This is a genomic window from Leisingera sp. ABM4_103 (assembly GCF_056158685.1).
On sequence record NZ_JBSWTU010000005.1, the window covers coordinates 1,346,543 to 1,367,292 of the forward strand.

The following is a 20,750-nucleotide window of genomic DNA, read 5'->3' on the forward strand; positions in this document are numbered from 1 at the left end:
CACCCGGGCGGTAGACTTGCCCCCGCCCGTCACCTACATAAGACGTGACCGCTTTGGTTTCAAACAAAGCACGAACGCCTAGCATGAGGTATCCATGGAGTCGCCTGTGATTCAGCTTTTGGTTCTGGCCGGTATTGCTGTGTTTCTGATCCTGCGCTTGAAAAGCGTGCTCGGAACGCGCGAAGGCTTTGAAAAGCCGCCGCTGCCGCAATCCGAAGCCCGGGGTCGCCGCCCGGATCTGGAGGTGATCGAGGGCGGCCCGGACCGCGATATCACCGATTATGTGGCGGAAGGCAGCCAGCAGGCTCAGGCGCTGGCGGCAATGAAGCGGGCAGAGCCGTCCTTCCAGGTTCAGGACTTCGTTCAGGGCGCGCGCGGCGCCTATGAGATGATCCTTATGGGATTTGAGCACGGCAACCTGGACGACATCCAGCCGTTCCTGGCCGAAGATGTGTTCGACAGCTTCGTCGATGCCGTCGCGCAGCGCGAGGACAAGGGTTACAAGATTGAGGCCGACTTCATCGGCGTGCGGGAAACCACCCTGCAGGACGCGCAATTCGATCCGCAGACCGGGCGCGCAGAAATCACCATGCGTTTTGTCGCCGAAATGACATCTGTGGTCCGCGACCGCGGCGGCGACATCGTCGAGGGCGACCCCAAGGCGATAAAACGCCAAAAAGACACTTGGGTCTTTGCCCGCAACATGGGCAACGACGACCCGAACTGGCAGCTGGTTGCGACGGACGCATGATTGCGGCGCTTCGGGGGGCACTTGGGGCGGCTGCAATTGCAGGTGCCGCGATGACCGCCTCCGGGGCGCACTCCGAGACCGTGTCCAGCATCCTGGACTTTGAACAGCTCGACGGCTGGGCACAGGACGACCATGCTCAGGCGCTTAAGGTGTTTCTGGGCACTTGCAAGGACCTCAGGGACCCTGACTGGTCCGCTTTGTGCAGGGCGGCACAGTCGCAGCCGCCGGAAGGGGCAAGGGCGTTTTTTGAGCTGTTCTTCCGCCCGGTGCTGATCGAGGACGGCAACCCTGCCTTGTTCACCGGCTATTTTGAGCCGGAGCTGGACGGCTCCCGCTACCGAAGCAGCCGCTTCCGCTACCCGGTTTACAAGATGCCGCCTGAGGCCCGCCGCACCGATCAGTGGCTGCCGCGCCGTGATATCCTGAGCGGTGATGTGATGCAGGGCCGCGGGCTGGAAATCGCCTGGGTGGATGATCCCGTAGAGCTGTTCTTTCTGCAAATCCAGGGGTCCGGCCGGATCCGCCTGCCGGATGGTTCCATGATCCGCGTCGGCTATGGCGGCGCCAACGGCCACCCTTATAAATCCATCGGCAAGGAATTGGTGCGCCGTGGCGTCTACAATGCCCATCAGGTCAGCGCTCAGGTCATCAAGTCATGGGTCCGGCGAAATCCCGTGGACGGCAAGGAACTGCTGTTTCACAACCCGTCCTATGTGTTCTTCCGGGAGGTGCGCAAAGTAGCGGCCTCCAAGGGCCCGCTTGGCGCCATGAACCGCTCGGTCACGCCGATGCGCACCATTGCCGCCGATCCCGCCTATACCCCGCTGGGCGCGCCGGTCTGGGTAGAAAAGGACGGCCACATGCCGCTGCGCAGGCTTATGGTGGCGCAGGACACCGGCTCTGCCATCAAGGGCGCACAACGGGCCGATATCTTTGTCGGAACCGGTGACAAGGCTGGTGAGACTGCGGGAACCATGAAAGACCCGGGCCGGATGGTGGTGCTGCTGCCGATCCAGCGTGCCTATGCGATGCTGCCGGAAGATCTTTGAATGACACGGCGGAAACTGACAGGCGATGAGATCGACCTTTGGCACAAGGTCGTAAAGCACACCGAGCGTTTGCATCCGGGGTCGCACTCGTCGCCGCCGGCCCCGCCGATGCCGAAACCCAAGCCGGCAAAGCAGCCCGAACCGCGACTGGACCCGTTCGTGCTAGGCAGCCGGGCCAAACCTAAGCCGGTGAAGCATGACCTGAAGCCTTCGATTGCCCGCAGCCTGGCCAGTGATCCGCTGCAGATGGACGAAAAGGCTTTCCGCCGGATGAAGCGCGGCAAGCTGAAGCCGGAAGGCAAGCTGGATCTGCACGGGATGCGCATTGATACCGCGCACCCTGCCCTCACCCGGTTCATCCTTTCGGCGCAGGCCTCCGGCAAACGGCTGGTGCTGGTGGTGACCGGCAAGGGCAAAGACCGCGACGAGCCGGGCCCGATGCCGGTTCCGCGCGGGGTGCTGCGCCACAAGGTTCCGCATTGGCTGTCGCTGCCGCCCTTGGCGCAAGCAGTGCTGCAGATCACGCCTGCACACATCAGCCACGGCGGCGAGGGCGCCTATTACGTCTACTTGCGGCGGAACCGCTGAGGGCCTGCTCGTTACCTGTTGTCCGCAGGCCTGCCCGACAGCGCGACCTTGATAGCATTCTCCTGAATGACGATCTGACCCGGCAGGATGCGCCGCAAACGCTCCGGGTCGTCGGCAAAGGTGTCCGCAGTTTGCCGCGCGCCGTTCAGCAGCGCCAGCAGCGCCGGCGAGCTGGCTGCAACAAAGTGCTGTGACTCCGCTTCGTCGGCAAAAGCGGTGGTGTCGATGATTTCGACGGGCAAGCTGCTGAGCTCTTCGATATTATTCAGATTGCCGAGCCGCTCGCGCCCGTCCAGCCCGCGCAGGCGCTGGGACAGCGTCAGAACATTGTCTTTGCGTGAAACGAAGATCACGAAGGGCTGAGGCACCTTTCGGAAACGGCGCATCTGGGTTTTGAACACGTCGATATCCAAGTCCGGCGACATCAGAACCACGCCGCCCAGGTTCCTGGAAGTCCACCCCGGTGTCTGGATTTCAATCTGGCGCAGCGTCTCCATTGTCAGCAGTCCGCCCATGGAATGCGCGACAACCACCACCCGGCCTGCACCGGCGACACGCAGCTTGCGCAGCAGCTGCTCCAGCCCGTCGCGGGCGAACAGAACGCTGTCGCCGTCATAGGCATAGCCCAGCGGCTGTCCCTTGCTAGGCCAGGAATAGATGACCGTGGCGCCGGGAACGTCGATGTCATGGGTCAGCTGGGCCGCCCTGAATGCGGTCTCGGCCTGGGTGGAGTTGAAGCCATGCACGAACACCGTGATGTCGCGTTCCTTTGGCGGGAACTTGGCCAGTTCCTGCTGCAGCCGTGCGCCAAAGGCGGCATCGCTTTCAAATGTCTTCCGCCCTGCCATGGTGAACTCAGTGACAGGATCCGGGTTTCTATAGCCGAACTTCAACGAACCAGGCGTATGTTCCGGCGGAATTGAAACGGTAAGTTCAAGCAGGCTGTACCCCTCTGCCCGCTCCGCGCCAAAGGTGCCATCCGGCAGCTGATCGCGGTTGGTGGCGGCAAAGACGGTTTTGGGGGTGCCCACGTTCAGGGCCGCAGGAAAGGTGGGAGAATAGGACCGGTCAGTGCAGGCTGCCAGAAACAACAGCATCACACCGCAAATCAGGCGCAGCCTTTGCATATCGTCCCACCTCAATGAACTGGCGGCAGGCTACTGCACCTGCCGCCAATGTCCAGTGGTTGCAATCCGTGCTGACGGGTTAAAGCACGTAACGGCTAAGATCGGCTGAGCGTCCAAGCTCACCCAGGTTTTTCGTCACAAAGGCCGCATCCACGGTCACCGCCTCACCCGAACGGTCCGGCGCGGTAAAGGACAGCTCCTCGAACACCCGCTCCATCACCGTATAAAGCCGCCGGGCGCCGATGTTTTCCACCGTCTGGTTCACTTCGGCCGCGATCTTGGCCAGGGCCGCGATCCCGTCTTCGGTAAAGGTGACAGCAACCTCTTCGGTGCCCATCAGCGCAGTGTACTGCCTCGTCAGCGCGTTGTCGGTCTCGGTCAGGATACGCACGAAGTCCTCTTCGGTCAGCGCCCGCAGGTTCACCCGGATCGGCAGACGGCCCTGCAGTTCGGGCAGCAGGTCCGAAGGCTTGGCGATGTGGAAAGCGCCGGAGGCGATGAACAGGATATGGTCGGTCTTGACCGGCCCGTGCTTGGTGCTGACGGTGGTGCCTTCGATCAGCGGCAGCAGGTCGCGCTGCACGCCTTCGCGGCTGACATCGCCGCCGCGGGTTTCCTGGCGCGCGCAGACTTTGTCGATCTCATCAAGGAAGACAATGCCGTTCTGCTCCACAGACTCCAGAGCAGTGCGGGTGACCGTCTCATCATCCAGCAGCTTGTCCGCCTCCTCGCCGATCAGCACCTCATAGCTCTCGGCAACGGTCAGTTTCTTGCGGGTGGTGCGCCCGCCCATCGCCTTGCCAAACAGATCGCCGAGGTTCAGCATCCCCATGTTGCCGCCGCCCGGCTGGCCGGGAATTTCGAACATGCCCATCGGGTTGGAGGTGTCGGCCACATCCAGCTCGATCACGGTATCGTCCAGCTCGCCCGCCTTCAGCTTCTTGCGGAACATCTCGCGGGTGGCCTCGCGGGCGTCGCTGCCGGCGATGGCTTCCAGCACACGATCCTCGGCCGCCTTGTGGGCGCTGGCCTTCACATCCTCGCGCATGTATTCGCGGGTCTGAGCAATGGCGCTGTCGACCAGATCGCGGATGATCTGCTCCACGTCCCGGCCGACATAGCCGACCTCGGTAAATTTGGTGGCTTCCACCTTGATGAAGGGCGCACGGGCCAGCTTGGCCAGGCGGCGGGAGATCTCGGTCTTGCCGACGCCGGTGGGGCCGATCATCAGGATGTTCTTCGGATACACCTCATCGCGCAGATCGTCGTCCAGCTGCTTGCGCCGCCAGCGGCTGCGCAGGGCAACGGCCACGGCGCGCTTGGCCTCTTTCTGGCCGATAATGAAACGGTCCAGCTCCGAGACGATTTCGCGGGGGGTCAGATCGGTCATGTCAGTCCTTTCCCGGGGGCAAAACTTTTAGCAGAAAGTTTTGCTAAGAATTTTGCTTAAAATTCTTAGCCGCCGATGGTTTCGACGGTCAGGTTTCCATTGGTGTAGACGCAGATATCGGCGGCGATGGCCATGGCGTCCCGCGCCACTGTTTCGGCGGACCTGTCGCTGTCCATCAGCCCGCGGGCAGCTGCCAGCGCGTAATTGCCGCCGGAACCAATGGCCGCCACATCATGTTCCGGTTCCAGCACGTCGCCGGCGCCGGTAATCACGAACATGTCCTTGCCGTCGGTGACGATCAGCATTGCCTCCAGCTTCTGCAGGTATTTGTCGGTGCGCCAGTCCTTTGCCAGCTCGACACTGGCCCGCGCCAGCTGGCCGGGGGTGGCTTCCAGCTTGGCCTCAAGCCGTTCCAGCAGGGTAAACGCGTCAGCGGTCGAGCCGGCAAAACCCGCCACCACATCGAAACCGCCGGGTGACAGGCGGCGCACCTTGCGGGCGGTGCCCTTGATCACGGTCTGCCCCAGCGAAACCTGGCCGTCGCCGGCAATAACCACCTGGCCGCCCTTCTTAACACCGATGATAGTGGTGCCGTGCCAGCCAGGAAATTTTTCGTCTGCCATGTAAGTCTCCGTTTGGTTGCCCCCTATATGGAACCATCCCCCCGCCGGCACAAGAGAGCGGCGGGGATCAACGGTCGTGGAGCATCTGCTCGCCAGTTTTCTGCTATGCAGAAATTGCAGATCGGGGCTGTCGAACCGGCAATTGCGGGACTCGGCACCGCATCCTAAATGAGGCTCACAACCGGCACAGGGTCGGCTGTTTCTCAGAAGGATATGCGCAAATGACGACCGCAAACATTCATGCGCCGCTCGGAGCAGTCACCGTTCTCCGCGTGGTCGACGCAATGGCCAACGTCAAGAACACCATCGTGGAATGGTATGAGGCCCGCGAAACCCGCAAGGTTCTGGCACAGCTGACCGATGCCCAGCTGGAAGACATCGGCCTGGACCGCTCCGACATCGCCAAGTTCTGATCCTCCATGACCAGAACCTTTGAATGAGCCGCCCTGCCACGGGCGGCTTTGTTCATTCCGGGGTGCTGGTTTTGTATTTGCCGGCCTGATCCGGCAGCCAGGCTTCGATTGCTGCAGTGGCCACCACATGGCTGGAGCCGCCGCCGGCATCTTCCACATCCAAACCGCCCTTGACCGCGCGCACGCTGGCATGGCCGCGCGGCAGGTCCTGTGCCAACAGATCGCAATCCACCGCGTCTGGCTGCTGCACGCCGATGGTCACCTCCACCCGCATTTCGCTGTGGTCGATCCCCAAACTGGAAAACAGCGTGATCGAGGAATGATGGAGAGCATCCTGGACCGCGCGGCGGGCAGCCTTGGTATAGTCCTGGCCGTACAGATCATTGCCGGTGCCCATCTCCAGGATGATGCGCTTTTCGCTCATTCCACTGCCTCCATGTCGAAGGACACCACTACTGCGGCATTGGCGATCACCGTCCGTCCGCCGTGCGGCTTTTCGACATCGAGCCCGCCTTTCACCACCGCGATGCTGGGCCGACCGTAGGGGAAGATCTCCAAGAGCGCGTCCTGGTCCACCGCCTCCGGCCTCTGAACCCCGATCTCGGCATCAATGATCATGTCTTCTTTTGAAAAATCAAACAGTTCCGCCATGTTGACGGAGTTGTGCCACAGCGCGTCCCTGATCGCGCGGCGGGCGGCTTCGGTGTAGTCTTCGCGCCTGAGCGATGTGCCCATTCCGAATTCCACCAGGACCCGTGTCTTGGCCATGTCGCCTCCTGTACCTGTTCCGGGAGGGACCCTTGCAGGGCGGCCGGGCAAAGGAAAGAGCCAGTTTGGCGCCTGCCGCTACACCAGAGCTTGTTAGACAAAAAAAGAGCTGTCCCCGCGGGGACAGCCCTCTGAAATCCGGAAGCCGGATCAGACTCAGATCGACTCTTCGATCCAGCTCTGCAGCGCGGCCTTGGGGGCAGCGCCGGCACGGTTCGAGATCACCTGGCCGTCCTTGAAGATGAACAGCGCCGGGATGCCGCGCACGCCCATGGCGGCGGCGGCGTTCGGGTTGCTGTCAACGTCGACCTTGGCAATTTTCACCTTGCCGTCGAATTCCGCGGCCAGCTCTTCCAGAGCCGGGCCAATCTGCTTACAGGGACCGCACCACTCAGCCCAGAAATCCACCACAACGGGGATATCGGAGTTCTTGACTTCGGCGTCAAAAGTGGCGTCGGTGACGGCAACGGTGGACATATGAATGTCTCCATGAGTGTGTGGCAACTGGAGTTGGAACCTAGGTACGGCTTAACCGATCGTCAAGGTTCCAACTGCCGCTTCAACGCTGCAGTCACAAGCTCGTGCGGCAGCGGCATCAGGGTTGCAGTCCGGGTCCAGAGCAGCGCGGTCTCAACGGTCCGGCCAGGATAGATCAGGGCCAGCGCATGGGCATAGGCCCCCATCTGCCGCAACAGGCCCTCGGGGCATTGTTCAGGCTCTGCCGGCACGGTGGCGTTGGATTTGAAATCCACCGCCAGGACCTTCTCGGGGGTGATGCTCAGCCGGTCGATGACGCCATGCAGGCGGGCGCCGTTCAGGTCAGCGGTGACAGGAACCTCGGCCAGTGTATCCGGGTGAAACACATCTGCCAGGGCAGTGTTTTGCAGAACCGCGTCGGCTTCGGCCAGCAGTTCCGCACAGTCGCCGGCCTCTTGCAGCAGGTTTTGTGCCAGCTGCGGCCAGTCTGCTTCCGCCCGTCCGGGCAGGTGCTCCAGCAGCAGGTGCAGCCGGCTGCCGCGGGCCTTGCCGGCCTCCTCATCGAGCCCCTGATCACCGGGCAGCGCTTTGGCTCCACCCAGATCGGAAGGGCTGAGCGCCGGCGCCGGCGCTGCATAGGGTTTCGCCGGGCGGGTGAAGACCTCCGGCAGCTCATGTTTCGCAACTTCATGCGCTTCGGGCACGACCAGCGGCAGGCCGTCCCAATCGCCATGCTGCAGCCGCAGGCCGGTGCCGCCCTCCGCGTCGAGATCCACCGCGCCGCCGTCGCGCATGGCGTGTTCCGTCAGCCGGTACCAGCTGTCGCCTTGCTCGCCCACCTCGCCGGCGGCAGCGACGATCAGCCATTTTTCCGCCCGGGTCAGAGCCACATACAACAGGCGCAGCCGTTCGTTTTGCAGTTTCTCCTGTGCGGCTTCACGGGCCGCCAGCATGGCGGGCGGCATCTGGTCCTTGGGCAGTTTCCAGACCGGAGTACCACCTGCCAGCATGATTTCCGCATCCCGCGGCGGCTGCCGTTTGGCAGTGTCCGGCAGGATCACGATCGGCGCTTCCAGCCCCTTGGAGCCATGCACGGACATCACCCGGATCATGTTGCCGGCCGCACCCATCTGGCGTTTGATCTCCAGATCATCGGTCTGCATCCAGACCAGGAAGCCGGTGAGGCTGGGCACATCGGTGCGTTCATAGGCCAGGGCCTGCGACAGCAGCGCGTTGATGCCGTCCTCGGCCTCCGGCCCCAGCCGCCCCAGCAGTTTCTGGCGGCCGCCGTGGCGGGTCAGGATGCGCTCGATCAGGTCATAGGGGCGCAGAAAGTCGGCATTGGCGCGCAGGTCATCCAGCACCGCCATGGTTTCGGGGAACTCCCCTGCCCGCTCGCGCAAAGCCGGCCACAGGTACATCGCCTCCCGCCGGTGTGCGAGATCGAACAGCGCCTGCTCTGTCCAGCCGAACAGCGGTGATTTCAGCGCCTCCGCCAATGACAGGGAGTCTTCCGGCAGCGCCAGAAACCGAAGCAGTGCGGCGATATCCTTGACCGCTAGTTCGGCCCCGACCTTGAGCCGGTCGGCGCCGGCGATGGGCAGTTCGGCTTTCTTGCAGGCGCGGATGATCTCCGAGAACAGATCGGACCGGCGCTGCACCAGGATCAGGAAGTCGCCGGCTTGCACCGGTCGTCGCTGAAAGGTGCCGCGCTCCGGGCCGTCCTCGGGGATGGTGACGCCGGTTTCAATCATCTGCTTGATCGAGCGCGCGATGCGTTCGGCCAGGATCACCGTGTGGTGGCGGCTGCTGGGCCGGTCGACGGGGCTGGTCCAGTCCGGGTCCTCGTCATCCTCGACCTTGCCGACCACCGGCCACAGATCCACCCTGCCCGGCAGGTCGGATTTGAAGGCGCGGTGCAGCGCCTCCTTGCGGAAACCTGCGCGCGGGCTGTCGCGGAACACCAGATCCACCAGTTTCAGGATCGCCGCGGAGGAGCGGAAGGAGAAATCGAGCGAGGCATCCTGCAGCCCTGCCCCGGTTTCCGCCAGCCGGTTGCCGAATTCCTGCTGCATCCGGTCGAAGGCATCCGGGTCAGCGCCCTGGAAGGAATAGATCGACTGTTTCTTGTCGCCGACCACAAAAATCGTGCGTTCCACGTCCGAGCGCGCGCCTTCGCCGGCGGTAAATTCCTGCGCCAGCTTCTCGATCACGTCCCATTGCACCGGGCTGGTGTCTTGTGCCTCGTCCACCAGGATGTGGTCGATACCGCCGTCCAAGCGGTAGAGCACCCAGGCGGCAACGCCGGGGTCGTTCAGCAGCTGGCGGGCCTTCAGGATCAGGTCGTCAAAGTCGAGCCAGCCGCGCAGCTGTTTGCGGCGCTCGTATTCCGGCAGGAAGGCGGCGGCAAAACGGTGCAGATCATGGCTCTTGCGAGCGGCCGTGAGGGCGAGGCGTTCGGCACGCGCATCTTCCACCCGCCGCATCAGCGGTTCCAGCTGATCCATCAGGGACAGGTGGGATTCGCGCAGTTTCTTGGTTGGGAACTTGTCTATCTTGGCGGTGAAAGGCTCCTTGGCGCCGGCACCGGTCAGAAAGACGTCTTCCATTGTGCTCAAATCGGCGAGCGTGGGCTTTGTGATGCCGGCGAGCTTGGCTGCTGCCTTCTGATCCATCGTGCCGCCCTGTCCCAGCATCTCGCGGGTGCGTTGCAGCACTTCTTGCTCGCCGCCCAGGAACACCAGCGCCTCCAGCGCGGTCTCGTCAAATCCTTCGGGCAGGCCGAACAGCTCCAGCAGCCCGTTCCAGTCCAGCGGTTCGCCGAAATCGGCGCGACGCTGGCAGATGGCGGCGGTAAGCGTTTCAAAATCGCTGTCACTGACATGGCGCGCCAGGGCGTCGACCTGCGGTGCTTGCGCGCCTTGGGCAAAGTTCTCCATGATCTCTGCCCGCAGCAGTTGGCCTGCGCGGTCGTCCATCTCGGAAAACTGAGGGCTGACGCCGGCCTCCAGCGGGAAGCGGCGCAGCAGCGAGGAACAGAAGGAGTGAATGGTCTGGATCTTCAGCCCGCCCGGCGTTTCGATGGCGCGGGCAAACAGGGTGCGGGCCTTGGCCAGATCCTCGGCTGCGGTGTTGACCTCCCCCAGCTCGGTCAGTGCTGCGATCAGCGCCGGATCGCCCAGCATCGCCCATTCGCCAAGCCGTTTGAACAGCCGGTTCTGCATCTCGCTGGCGGCAGCCTTGGTGTAGGTGAGGCACAGGATATGCTGCGGTTGAACCCCCTTCAGCAGCAGCCGCGCCACCCTGTCGGTCAGCACCTTGGTCTTGCCGGAGCCCGCGTTGGCCGCCAGCCAGGTGGAGGCATCGGGACGGGCGGCGCGGAACTGCGCCTCGGAGGCAGCGTCGCGGATGGTCATGCCAGATCCTCCGGTTGCGGTTCGGCGCTGCGGTCCCATTCGCCGTAGCGCGCAAGGTGGTCATAATCGCCAGAGATGTCGTCACGGTGCACCATACGCCGGCTGGAATAGCCTTGGTTAGGCTCGAAATAGGCTCCGATCAGAGTACGCAGCTCACCCCAGACCTTTGCGGGGGGCTCATCCTCCAGCGGCGCGCGCACTTCGTTCAGTTTACTGCCCAATCCTATGAACAGCGCCCGCGCCACTTCCGCCGGACCGAGGTCGTCAAATGCGCCTTCCTCGGCCATGGCGGCCTCTATCAGCAGCTGTTTTTCGAATTTCTTCTGCTGTGCCTCGCTGGGCGGTGTGCCGGTCTTGTAGTCGTAGAGATGCAGGAAGCCGCGGTCGTCCATGTCGATCCGGTCGGCGCGGCAGGCGATGGTGAAATCCAGGGGGTCCAGCCGGGCGCTGCCCTTGGCCTCGAAGGCGACCGGCTTGGCGCGGGCTTGGCGCTCCTGCTCGGCCAGGATGAAATCGCCGGCAATCTTGCGGATGCGGCTGTGCCACAGGATGCGGGCGACGGGCCAGGGCACATGGGTCTCCAGCAGGTCTCGCGTCTTGCCGATCAGCTGCTCCGCCGTCAGCAGAGACGGATCGGCCTGGGCGTCCTTGATGAAGTGCTCGAACACCTCATGCACCACAATGCCGCGCAGCAGGGCGTCGGGCTCTTGCACCAGCGGGTTGAGCGGTTTCAGCCGCAGCACATGCTTGGCATAGATCGCGTAAGGATCGCGGATCAGCCGCGGAATTTCGGTGATCGTGAGCCGCCGCGGGCGGGCCGCCACCGGCGGGCACGGGGACGGGCGGCGATATTGCGGGATCGGCGTGGGTTCTTCCAGCGCTTCCGCCCAGCCAAGCCACTGGCGGCCCTTGGCGCGCATGGCGTCCAGCGCCGCGCGGCCGCCTTGCTCCGGAAGCCCGGACAGCAGGTTGGTCAAGCGGTTCAGCCAGCGCGAGGGCACGGTGTCCGCCTCTTCCGAGCGTTCGGCACGGGTCAGCCAGACCTCGGGCGCGGCGATGGCCTGCTGGAAGTCATGCGCCGACAACCCGATGCGGCGTTCTGGCAGCAAGAGCCCCGCTTGGTTGCGCAGCTGGCGGTTCAGCCAGGGGTCGGGTGAGGCGGCCTCGGGCCAGCTGCCTTCGTTCAGGCCGCCAAGGATCACCAGATCGGCGCCTTGCACACGCGCCTCCAGCGTGCCCCAGATCATGATAGAGCCATAAGGCGCATCGCGGTCGCGGACTTCTCCCTGGCTCAGAAGCGCGCCCAGCAGGTCGGCGAAGTCACGGGCAGTCATATCGCCGCCGTACGGTGCTTCGGCCTCCAGGTTTTCGATGCAGGCGAGGGCGGCCTGACCGGCCTTCTTATCCCACAGCGTGCCGGCGCCATCGGCCTGGCTGCCGGCCGCAATGCGTTCGGCCTGGTCGCGCAGACGCTGAACCCAGCCGGTTAGAGGCAGGGTGCCGGCAATCTCCTGGTCCGCGAAACAGGCAGACAGCCAATCCGTCCAGCCCGGCGTCAGCTCCCGGCCGTTCTCAAAAGCGGCAAAGGCCGCGGCATCCGGGAAAGGCGGGCCGTTGCGGCGCAGGGACAGCTCCAGTTCGCGGGTCTGGCGCAGGTGGTTGCCGCGGTCCGCGCCGTCATGGGTCAGCGGGTGTTTCAGCAAAGTCAGCAGACTGTCGCAGGCCAGCGGTTTGCAGAACAGCCCCGCCACGTGGCGCAGGAACCGGCCTGGCGGAGACAGCTGCAACGGCTGGCCGGCCGAGTCATCAGGCAGGATGTCCCAACGGTCCAGCGCGGCGGAGACTTGGCGGGTCAGCATCCGGTCCGGGGTGATCAGCGCCGCGGCCTGGCCGTCCTCCGCCGCCTGGCGCAGGCGCAGCGCGATGGCCAGCGCCTCGGCGCGGGGGCTGGGGGCCTCAATCAGGGTTACGTTTTCGGTGGCTTTGTCCAAACCGGTCAGCAGCGGGCCTTCGCTCATCCAGGCGTCGGTGACTGGGGCAGGCCGCAAGGCGAGGGAAACCAGCCGGTTGCGTTCTGGGGAGACCGGCGGGGTTTCCGTCCAAGGCTGCACGTCACCGGGCGCGAGCTCCAGATCCTTCATCAGCTTGTAGAACCGGTACTGGGGGTGATCTTCCGAGATCAGCGGATCATCCAGCCCGGACCAGACATGCTCCGGCTGGTCAAAGTCGAACCCGGGCAGCACCACAGCCCCTTGCGGCAGGCGCGCGATGGCTTGCATCAGCATCAGCGTCGTGCCGCGCGAACCGGTGGAGCCGGCCAGGATCACCGGATGCTGCGGGGGATTTACCTGCCACTGGCCGATCAGGTTCAGCACCACTTGGCGCTGCCGGGCCTGGGCATCCATCGCGCCCTCATGCAGGCCGGTGAATTCATCGGCAATGCCGATGAAGGCCTGGGCGCGGGCCCAGTGGCCGGACATGTCGGAGACATCAAGCTCGCGGATGGCATCGGTGCTGACGCCTTCGCCCTGCATTTCGTCGATCAGCGCAGCCAGGCTGTCGGACAGATCATAAAGCGAGGCGCGGGAAGCCAGATCAGGCTGGGCGTCCAGCAGCTTGGCAATCAGCTGCGACAGCTCCAGCCGGCGTCGCAACGGGGGCAGGGCGGGCGGCAGGCCGTCCAGTGTGGCGCGCTGGGCCAAGTCGGTCAGCAAGAGCATCCGCGGCAGCAGCATGGCAGGGCCGGCATCGAACAGGCCGCGCACCCGGCGGGCCATGCGGGCGGTGTTGACGATCAGCTCTGCCCTGGCCAGCGCCTCAGGTGGCAGGCCCTGGCTGCGGCTGCGCAGGCCCTCGACCAGCGCACGGGGGAAATCAACGCCGCAGGGCACGGCAAACAGGCGCGGTTTGGCGGACGGTTCAAACATCATCTGCGGCAATCAGGTCCTCGGCCAGTGTGATCCCTTCGGGATGGCCCACATCGCACCAGCGGCCGGGATATTCCAGCGCAAACAGCCGGTCCGCTGCGGCCATCTGGTTCCAAAGCACGTTCAGGGAGAAAACCTTGTCTTCAACCTGGTGCAGCCCTTCCGTTTTCAGGATCTGCACCCCGCCATAGACCAGATCGCCGCCGCGGCTGATACGCCCCTCGGCGTCCGCCGAGAAGTCTCCGCCGCCGGTGCGGCCAACGGCACGGGCCAGCGGCACGCAAACCAGCAGCGCATCCATGCGCTTCGGATCCCAGGCGTCCTGCGCCAGCTTCAGCGGGTTCGGGCCTTTCCAGATGGCGTCGGTGTTCATGGTAAAGACCGGGCCGTCCCCCAGAAGCGGCAGCGCCTGGCGCAAGCCGCCGCCGGTGTCGAGAATGACCGGTGTCTCGAGGCTGAGGTGCACGTTTTCAGGCTCTAATAAGGCCTTCAGCGGCTCTGGCTTGTAATGCAGGTTAGCGGCGATCCGGGCCGGATGGATGGCTTGGGCCAACTCCAGCGCGTGGGAGATCAGCGGCCGGCCTGCCACCGCGATCATCGGTTTTGGCTTGTCGCGGGTCAGCTCCCGCATCCGGGTGCCAAAGCCGGCGGCAAACAGCATGACGGCATCGGGGGAGCGCTGCATCAGGGCCTCAGTTTGTCCAGGTTTTCCGGGGTGGGGACGGGCAGGCTCTCGCGCAGCAAAGCGCCGATCCGGGCCAGCGCCGGGTGCTCCAGCCCGCGTATGAAATGGTCCCAGACACGCGGGATCAGATCCACGTAATGGGGTTTGCCGTAATCCATGCTGAGCCGGGCAAAGACGCCGAGAATGCGCAGGTTCCGCTGCACGCCAAGCACGGTATAGGCGGTACGGAAGCCAGTCTCGCCGGCACCGGATGCCGTGATATAGCGGTCTATCATCCGCATTTCGATGCCGGCGGGTACGTCGCGGCGGGCATCTTGCAGCAGCGACACCAGATCATAGGACGGGTGGCCGGCACGGGCGTCCTGGAAATCCAACAGGCCGACGCGGGCGACGCCCTCGCGGCCCGGCAGCCACAGCAAGTTCTCGGCGTGATAGTCGCGCTGCACCAGCACCGGATCGCCTTTGACGGTCTCTCGCAGAATGTCTTCGAACAAGTCCTCGAACCGGGCTTGCAGATCCGCATCCTGGCTGCCGAGGATACCGGCGCGGTACTTTGACAGCGCCAGCCCGGACATCTCCGCCATCATCCGCGGGCCATAGGGCTCCAGATCCGGCATCGGCGCCTGGTGCAACGCCACCAGCGCATCGGTCGCCGCTTCGTATAGCTCCTTTTCCAGCGCCGGTTCGCGCAGGATGACCCGTGCGTACAGATCGTCTCCCAAATCCTCCAGAAGCAAGAAGCCGTGTTCAATGTCCTCGGCCAGGATTTCCGGGGCGCTGAGGCCCTGGTCCCGCAGATATCGGGCGACGCGGATGAAGGGGCGGACGTCCTCGCCCTTCTCCGGCGGGGCGTCCATCAGCACCACGGTTTCGCCGCCGACGGCGGTCAGCCGCTCATAGCGACGGTTGGAGGCGTCGCCGGCGAGCGGGCCGCGCTGCCAGCCGGCATAAGGTGTTGCGGACAGGAAGGATTCGCAAAGTTTACTGCGGTCGGTCATGCGCAGATGCGCTCCATCAGGGGCTGCCATTTCGGATCGCTCCAGCGGAGTGTCAGATGGCGGCGGTCTTCATGATCGGGGTCCAGCGCCAGCGTCAGGTGCATGGCATGGGGAGGGGTCAGCTCAGCTAGCCGGTCGGGCCATTCGACCAGGCAGATCGCGGTTTCAAACGCTTCGGTCAGGCCCAGCTCCTCCAGTTCATCCAGCGAGGACAGCCGGTAGAGATCGGTGTGCCACAGCTCGCCGGCGGGCACGTCATAGGTCTGCACCAGAGTGAAGGTGGGGGAGGGCACATCCTCCGGGACTTCCATCAGAGATTGGATCAAGTGGCGGGCGAAGTGGGTCTTACCGGCACCGATCACCCCCTCCAGCAGCAGGCAATCGCCGGGGCGCAGGGCCCCGGCGATTTGTGCGGCCAAGCGGGCCGTTTCATCCGGTGAGTTCAGCGTGCAGGCCGCGGTGTGCGTGGTCATGGCGGTACAATGCCGCCGCCGCCGGACTGCTGCAAGCGGGTTTCCCCTGATCAGCCCTGGGTGATGGCGGGGAAACGCTCCTGGCTTGCCGGCAGGGCAGTGGTTTCCGGCGGGCGGAAGCTTACCATTGTGGCGCCGTTCTGGATCGCCGAGACCTTGCAGACCAGCGGAGTGCCATCGCGCAGCTGGACGCGGGACCACCATTCCTCCCGCCCTTCGTAGCCGGCGACAAAGTCGCGGATCTCTCCCCAGACCGGGGTCGGGGCGCTGGTGTTCTGCCAAACCCTGCTGGCATCCATGATCGAGACTTTGGCAAAGCTCGTTTCCGGATCCATCTGCCACAGGCTGCCATAGGCGGTGTTGGAGAAGGTCATCGTGCCGTCGCTGGCAAAGACCGCGATCGCTTCGTCCATCTGGTCCAGGATCGACTGGCCCATTTCCAGCTCCGAGCGGAACTGGCGGGTGAGGGTCACCTCGGCGGTGATGTCCTCGAACAGGAAGGCAATGGCGCCGTCCGGATGCGGGCGGCCTGACACCTTGTAGACGGAACCCGACGGCAGCGACCAGGTTTCCTGGTACCGGCCTTCGGCGGCGGCTTCCAGCAGGTCGGCCATCTGGTGGCGCCAGCTGGAATAGCTTTTGGGTTCGGGCATCATCCTCTGATCGCGCAACCGGTCAAAGAAGGTGAGCAGATTGGGCCGCGAGCTGAGGAAATTGGCGGGCAGGGCGGTGAGGTCGATCAGCACCGGGTTGAACAGCACCAGCTGGCGGTTGCGGTCAAAGATCGCGAGGCCAATCGACAGCTGGGCAAAGGTCTTGGCCAGGGTTTGCACAAAATTGCGCTGGGCCACTTCCGCATCGACCACGGCGTTCACGTCGACCGCGTGGCACAGCCAGCCGGCCTCTGTTTCGGTGGTCGAGACGTTATACCAAAGTTTCTTCTTGCTTTCCGGCAGAGGGATGGAGATCCGTTCCGGCTTGCCGCTGGTCATCGGGTCATGGAGATCGGTGAACAGGGGCGCGGCAAAATCCGTGTTGCGTCCACGAATCTTCTGGCTGAGATCATCGTAGGCGAGGTTGGACCAGGTGACATTGCCATCTTCCGATTGCAGCCAGACCGGATAGGGCGCCTGATGCACGGCGGCGCGCAGGGTGGTCAGTTCCTGATCGAGGGATTTGTTCTGCTCTTCCAAGGTGCTGCGGCGCAGCTGCACCCGGGTCACTCCGTCAATCCATTCGCAATGCGCTTCGCGGCTTTCGGCGGCGGCAGTGCCGGAAAGAACCAGCGGGCCGACATCCTTGAGGAAACCCGGAGACTGCGGCAGGCCCGGGTGGCTGCGGGCGAGCTGGTCGCGCAGCATGCTCCAGTCAAAGTTTTCAGCCTGGTCGCCGATGAATTTGCGCGCGCCCGAGGACCAGCCGATCAGGCTGTTGTCATCGAACAGGAACACCGCATCGGTGCGGCCATCGGCGGCCAGCAGGTCATGCTCCATGCTGCGGCGGCGGTGTGTGGGCGACAGCCACCAGACCGCGGCAGCAGCCGTTGCAGCGCACAGCGCTACCAGTACAAACCATTCGATCGAAGCGAAGTTCTGCATTTCGTTCTGCCCAGTTCAGCTCTCGTTTACCCGCATGGTTCCGCAATAATGGTTAAATGAAGTTTAATTGGTTGCCCAAAAGTGAATAGTTAAATTTCTAAAGGTATATTTTTCCCGATGACAGGGCCGCCGTCCTCCATAGCGTCGATTTTTTCACGCGGCCAGGCCACCTCGACAATGGCGCCGCGCCGTTCGCGGAAGGGGCTGAGGGTCTGGAACGGGTCCGACCCATTGGCGAATCTCAGTTGGGCGCCAGTGCGCTGCAGCAGGGTTTTGGCAATGAACAGGCCCAGCCCCATGCCCTCATACTCCGGCCGTTGCTTCAATTCGCTCTCGCCGCGGCGGCGGCGCACGAAGGGGTCGCCGATCCGGCCCAGCAGCTGCGGCGGGAAGCCCTGTCCGTCATCGCAAATCCGCAGGATGATCCGGTCGTCATTCCAGGCGGCATCAATCCAGACGGTGGACTGGGCAAAGTCGACGGCGTTCTGCACCAGGTTGCGCAGCCCGTGGATGATCTCAGGCTTGCGCAGCACGGTCGGCTGCTGGAAATCGCCGCCCTCCAGCGGTTCTTCGTGATAAACGACAGTCTTGCCCCGGTTCATATGCGGCTCAGCGGCCTCGGTCACCAGGGTCGAAAACGGTGCCTGGCGCAGGTGCAGGTCGTCTTTTCCGGCGCGGCCCATACTGCGCAGGATGTCGCGGCAGCGGTCGGCCTGCTCACGGATCAATGCGGCATCCTCGCGCAGGTCGGGGCGGTCGTCCAATTCCTCGATCAGCTCGGCACTGGCTAGTTTAATAGTGGCCAGGGGCGTGCCCAGTTCATGCGCGGCAGCGGCAACCACGCCGCCGAGATCGGTCAGCTTCTGTTCGCGTGACAGTGCCAATTGGGTGGCGCTCAGCGCGTCGGACATCGAGCGCATTTCATTGCTGACGCGGAAGGAATAGGCGCCGATGAACAGGATGGCGATGACGATGGCAATCCAGTTGCCGAAGATGAACACATCGGGGATGCGCAGAATGAAGCCCAGCTCGGTGCGCAGCGGCAGGTGGAATTCTGCCAGCAGGGTAACCAGGATGATGGCCGTAGCACCGATGATCAGTGTAGAGCGCAGCCCCATTACCGCGGCGGAGATTGTCACCGGACCCAGCACCAGCAGCGCAAAGGGATTGTTCAGGCCGCCGGTGAGATACAGCAGAAAGGCCAGCTGCAGCAGGTCGAACAGCACCATGAGGAAATTCTCGAACTCGGTCAGGCGCTTGTTTTCAGGAAAGGCAATGATAGCGATCAGGTTGCCCGCCGCAGAGATACCGATAGCGAGGTAGCACAGGCCCAGCTCCAGCTGCAGGTTGAAGCGGTGCTGCGCCACGGCAATGGCGGTGATCTGCCCGGCAATTGCTACCCAGCGCAACAGGATCAAAGTCCGCAAACGGATCCAGTGGCTGTGTTCATGGCTGCCCGCCAGCCTGAAGATGCGATCGCTCATATAGTCCGTTGCTCCCGCAGATGTGACGCCGTGCGCCAGTTGCATCGGCTGTATTTCTTGATAGGTCTGGCGCCGCAAACGATCAACAACCCTTCCCTGACGAAAAGTGTGATCTCATGACCCGCGTATATGCTCTTCTTGCCGTTGCCTTTGTTGCTGCCTTGGTTGGCGGCGCCTGGTTCCTGACGCGCGGGGGCAGCGGGGGTGACAAATTCGCACAGTGCCGCAGCAGCCAGATTGCGGGCGGGGCGGACACCATCGGAGGGGCATTCGAACTGGTCAATGCCAACGGTGAGACGGTGACTGACGAAGACGTAATCACCGAACCGTCGATCGTCTACTTCGGTTACACCTTCTGCCCGGATGTCTGCCCGATGGATTCGGCCCGCAATGCCGATGCCGTCGACGTTCTGGCTGAGCGTGGCATCAGCGCGACGCCGGTATTCATTTCCATCGATCCGGACCGCGATACCCCTGAAGCGGTTGGCGATTTTGCCGCGAACCTGCATGAAAAGATGATCGGGCTGACCGGCTCGCTGGAGCAGGTGAAGGCCGCCAGCAAGGCTTACAAGACCTATTTCAAGAAGAACGAAGGCGACGAGGACTACTACTTGGTCGACCATTCCACCTTCTCCTATCTGGTGCTGCCCGAGGAAGGTTTCGTGGAATTCTTCCGCCGCGACGAAACCGCAGAGCAGATGGCCGACAAGGCCGCCTGTTTCATTGAAAAAATCTGAAGCAGGATAGCTGTTTGACCTTTCCCCTTGCCCGGACATATTCTTGCGTGAACTGAAATACTTCGCGGAGGACCGGGCATGGCCGAAACTGCTCTGCAGGACATTGGACCCGATAAATCGCTGCTGCTGGTCGATGATGACGAGCCGTTCCTGCGGCGTCTGGCCAAGGCAATGGAGAAACGCGGCTTTGAGGTGGAAACCGCAGGCTCTGTCGCTGCCGGCAGTGCCATCGCAACCGCCCGCCCGCCGGCCTATGCGGTGGTCGACCTGCGGCTGGAAGACGGCAATGGGCTGGATGTGGTCGAGGTGCTGCGCGAAAAACGCCCGGACAGCCGGGTGGTGGTGCTGACCGGCTATGGTGCCATCGCTACGGCGGTGGCTGCGGTCAAGATCGGTGCGACGGATTATCTGTCCAAGCCGGCCGATGCCACCGACATTATGAACGCGCTTCTCACTACCGAGGATGAGCTGCCGCCGCCGCCGGACAACCCGATGAGCGCGGACAGGGTGCGCTGGGAGCATATCCAGCGGATCTATGAGCTGTGCGACCGCAATGTTTCGGAGACCGCCCGGCGCCTTAACATGCACCGCCGCACGCTGCAGCGGATCCTGGCCAAGCGCAGCCCGCGCTGAGCCTCACAGCCGGCCCATTAACTCCGCGTGGCGGCGCATGAACGCCATGCGGGTTTCCACCGGCGGCCGCAGCATAATCTTCAATCCATCCACGATCTCAGGCTTCGGACGGCCGAAAAACCGGCTGGCTTCCTGCTCCGAAAACCCTGCAATCTGCACCGCCTCCATCCAGGCGCTGACCTTGTCGGCGCGTTTGATTTGCGCCTTCACTGTCTTGGGCAAAGCTGCCGGCAAGCCGAACCGCAGATGAATGGCGGCCGTCAGCCGCTGGTCCAGATCGCCATAACCGGGACCCACCGCGGCTTTGACCGGTGAGATCATGTCGCCGATCACATATTCAGGCGCATCATGCAGCAGCGCTGCCAGCCGCCATTTGACCGGCGCCTTGGGGTTCAGACGGGCAAAGATATCTTCGACCAGCAGCGAATGCTCCGCCACCGAATAGGCGAAATCCCCCTGTGTCTGACCGTTCCAGCGCGCCACGAAGGCCAGCCCGTGGGCGATGTCCTCGATCTCGATGTCCACAGGGGTCGGATCCAGCAGGTCCAGGCGGCGGCCGGAGAGCATGCGCTGCCAGGCGCGGGCGGGTTTGGCGGGCATCGAAGGTGTCCTG

Annotated in this window: 20 protein-coding genes; 6 read left to right on the forward strand and 14 right to left on the reverse strand. The window is 63.7% G+C overall.

The window, feature by feature from the left end:
* Window positions 1–94: 94 nt before the first annotated feature.
* The 3 genes from ACXAED_RS08010 to ACXAED_RS08020 are packed head-to-tail and all read left to right on the forward strand — an operon-like array spanning window position 95 to window position 2,388.
* Entirely contained in the window at window positions 95–751 is a 657-nt protein-coding gene (locus tag ACXAED_RS08010; RefSeq protein ID WP_475048536.1) for a Tim44/TimA family putative adaptor protein, read from the forward strand.
* Entirely contained in the window at window positions 748–1,800 is a 1,053-nt protein-coding gene (gene mltA, locus ACXAED_RS08015; RefSeq protein WP_475048539.1) for a murein transglycosylase A, read from the forward strand. Before ACXAED_RS08010 ends, mltA begins: the two co-directional genes overlap by 4 nt.
* The gene (locus ACXAED_RS08020) at window positions 1,801–2,388 is read left to right on the forward strand and encodes a Smr/MutS family protein (protein WP_475048540.1); all 588 of its coding nucleotides are present in this window, start codon (window positions 1,801–1,803) and stop codon (window positions 2,386–2,388) included. It begins immediately after the preceding gene.
* 11 nt (window positions 2,389–2,399) lie between these two features.
* On the opposite strand, the gene ACXAED_RS08025 is transcribed toward ACXAED_RS08020, so the two are convergent.
* From ACXAED_RS08025 to hslV, 3 genes are all read right to left on the reverse strand, one after another.
* Window positions 2,400–3,515: an alpha/beta hydrolase gene (locus ACXAED_RS08025; protein ID WP_475048543.1), complete on the reverse strand. Its 1,116-nt coding sequence runs from the start codon at window positions 3,513–3,515 to the stop codon at window positions 2,400–2,402.
* Between the two features lie 79 nt (window positions 3,516–3,594).
* Window positions 3,595–4,905: an ATP-dependent protease ATPase subunit HslU gene (gene hslU, locus ACXAED_RS08030; protein ID WP_475048545.1), complete on the reverse strand. Its 1,311-nt coding sequence runs from the start codon at window positions 4,903–4,905 to the stop codon at window positions 3,595–3,597.
* 65 nt (window positions 4,906–4,970) lie between these two features.
* Window positions 4,971–5,528, reverse strand: a complete 558-nt coding sequence (gene hslV, locus ACXAED_RS08035; RefSeq protein ID WP_475048548.1) for an ATP-dependent protease subunit HslV — start codon at window positions 5,526–5,528, stop codon at window positions 4,971–4,973.
* A 221-nt stretch (window positions 5,529–5,749) separates the two neighbouring features.
* On the opposite strand from hslV, the gene ACXAED_RS08040 reads away from it, so the two are divergent.
* On the forward strand, window positions 5,750–5,941 hold the full coding sequence (locus ACXAED_RS08040; RefSeq protein ID WP_475048551.1) for a DUF1127 domain-containing protein: 192 nt from the start codon (window positions 5,750–5,752) through the stop codon (window positions 5,939–5,941).
* 52 nt (window positions 5,942–5,993) lie between these two features.
* Here the strand turns inward: ACXAED_RS08040 and ACXAED_RS08045 are convergent, their stop codons facing one another.
* From ACXAED_RS08045 to regB, 10 genes are all read right to left on the reverse strand, one after another.
* Window positions 5,994–6,365 carry a Lin0512 family protein gene (locus ACXAED_RS08045; RefSeq protein ID WP_475048552.1) on the reverse strand — a complete coding sequence of 124 codons (372 nt, stop codon included), beginning with the start codon at window positions 6,363–6,365 and terminating at the stop codon, window positions 5,994–5,996.
* Complete coding sequence (locus ACXAED_RS08050) at window positions 6,362–6,709, reverse strand: Lin0512 family protein (protein ID WP_475048554.1); 348 nt, start codon at window positions 6,707–6,709, stop codon at window positions 6,362–6,364. The genes ACXAED_RS08045 and ACXAED_RS08050 overlap by 4 nt, the downstream gene beginning before the upstream one ends.
* A gap of 156 nt (window positions 6,710–6,865) precedes the next feature.
* Window positions 6,866–7,186 carry a thioredoxin gene (trxA, locus tag ACXAED_RS08055; RefSeq protein ID WP_027235903.1) on the reverse strand — a complete coding sequence of 107 codons (321 nt, stop codon included), beginning with the start codon at window positions 7,184–7,186 and terminating at the stop codon, window positions 6,866–6,868.
* Between the two features lie 62 nt (window positions 7,187–7,248).
* Entirely contained in the window at window positions 7,249–10,602 is a 3,354-nt protein-coding gene (gene addA / locus ACXAED_RS08060; protein ID WP_475048557.1) for a double-strand break repair helicase AddA, read from the reverse strand.
* Window positions 10,599–13,532 (reverse strand): double-strand break repair protein AddB, encoded by a 2,934-nt coding sequence (addB, locus tag ACXAED_RS08065; RefSeq protein ID WP_475048559.1) that lies wholly within the window; start codon window positions 13,530–13,532, stop codon window positions 10,599–10,601. The genes addA and addB overlap by 4 nt, the downstream gene beginning before the upstream one ends.
* Window positions 13,522–14,214 carry a nucleotidyltransferase family protein gene (locus ACXAED_RS08070; RefSeq protein ID WP_475048560.1) on the reverse strand — a complete coding sequence of 231 codons (693 nt, stop codon included), beginning with the start codon at window positions 14,212–14,214 and terminating at the stop codon, window positions 13,522–13,524. Before ACXAED_RS08070 ends, addB begins: the two co-directional genes overlap by 11 nt.
* The gene (locus tag ACXAED_RS08075) at window positions 14,214–15,212 is read right to left on the reverse strand and encodes an aminoglycoside phosphotransferase family protein (RefSeq protein WP_475053052.1); all 999 of its coding nucleotides are present in this window, start codon (window positions 15,210–15,212) and stop codon (window positions 14,214–14,216) included. Before ACXAED_RS08075 ends, ACXAED_RS08070 begins: the two co-directional genes overlap by 1 nt.
* Window positions 15,209–15,685 carry a tRNA (adenosine(37)-N6)-threonylcarbamoyltransferase complex ATPase subunit type 1 TsaE gene (gene tsaE / locus ACXAED_RS08080; protein WP_475048563.1) on the reverse strand — a complete coding sequence of 159 codons (477 nt, stop codon included), beginning with the start codon at window positions 15,683–15,685 and terminating at the stop codon, window positions 15,209–15,211. The genes ACXAED_RS08075 and tsaE overlap by 4 nt, the downstream gene beginning before the upstream one ends.
* Window positions 15,686–15,735: 50 nt before the next feature.
* Entirely contained in the window at window positions 15,736–17,283 is a 1,548-nt protein-coding gene (locus tag ACXAED_RS08085) for a PAS-domain containing protein (protein WP_475048564.1), read from the reverse strand.
* 89 nt (window positions 17,284–17,372) lie between these two features.
* Window positions 17,373–18,767, reverse strand: coding sequence for a sensor histidine kinase RegB (gene regB / locus ACXAED_RS08090; protein WP_475048565.1), 1,395 nt, complete (start codon window positions 18,765–18,767; stop codon window positions 17,373–17,375).
* A 116-nt stretch (window positions 18,768–18,883) separates the two neighbouring features.
* Here regB and ACXAED_RS08095 point away from each other — a divergent pair, with 116 nt between their 5' ends.
* Together ACXAED_RS08095 and ACXAED_RS08100 are read left to right on the forward strand one after the other, a co-directional pair.
* Window positions 18,884–19,504, forward strand: coding sequence for an SCO family protein (locus ACXAED_RS08095; RefSeq protein ID WP_475048568.1), 621 nt, complete (start codon window positions 18,884–18,886; stop codon window positions 19,502–19,504).
* Window positions 19,505–19,582: 78 nt separating this feature from the next.
* Window positions 19,583–20,137 (forward strand): ActR/PrrA/RegA family redox response regulator transcription factor, encoded by a 555-nt coding sequence (locus tag ACXAED_RS08100; protein WP_475048571.1) that lies wholly within the window; start codon window positions 19,583–19,585, stop codon window positions 20,135–20,137.
* Between the two features lie 3 nt (window positions 20,138–20,140).
* Here ACXAED_RS08100 and ACXAED_RS08105 read toward each other — a convergent pair whose 3' ends face one another.
* Complete coding sequence (locus ACXAED_RS08105) at window positions 20,141–20,737, reverse strand: HD domain-containing protein (RefSeq protein ID WP_475048573.1); 597 nt, start codon at window positions 20,735–20,737, stop codon at window positions 20,141–20,143.
* Window positions 20,738–20,750 lie beyond the last annotated feature (13 nt).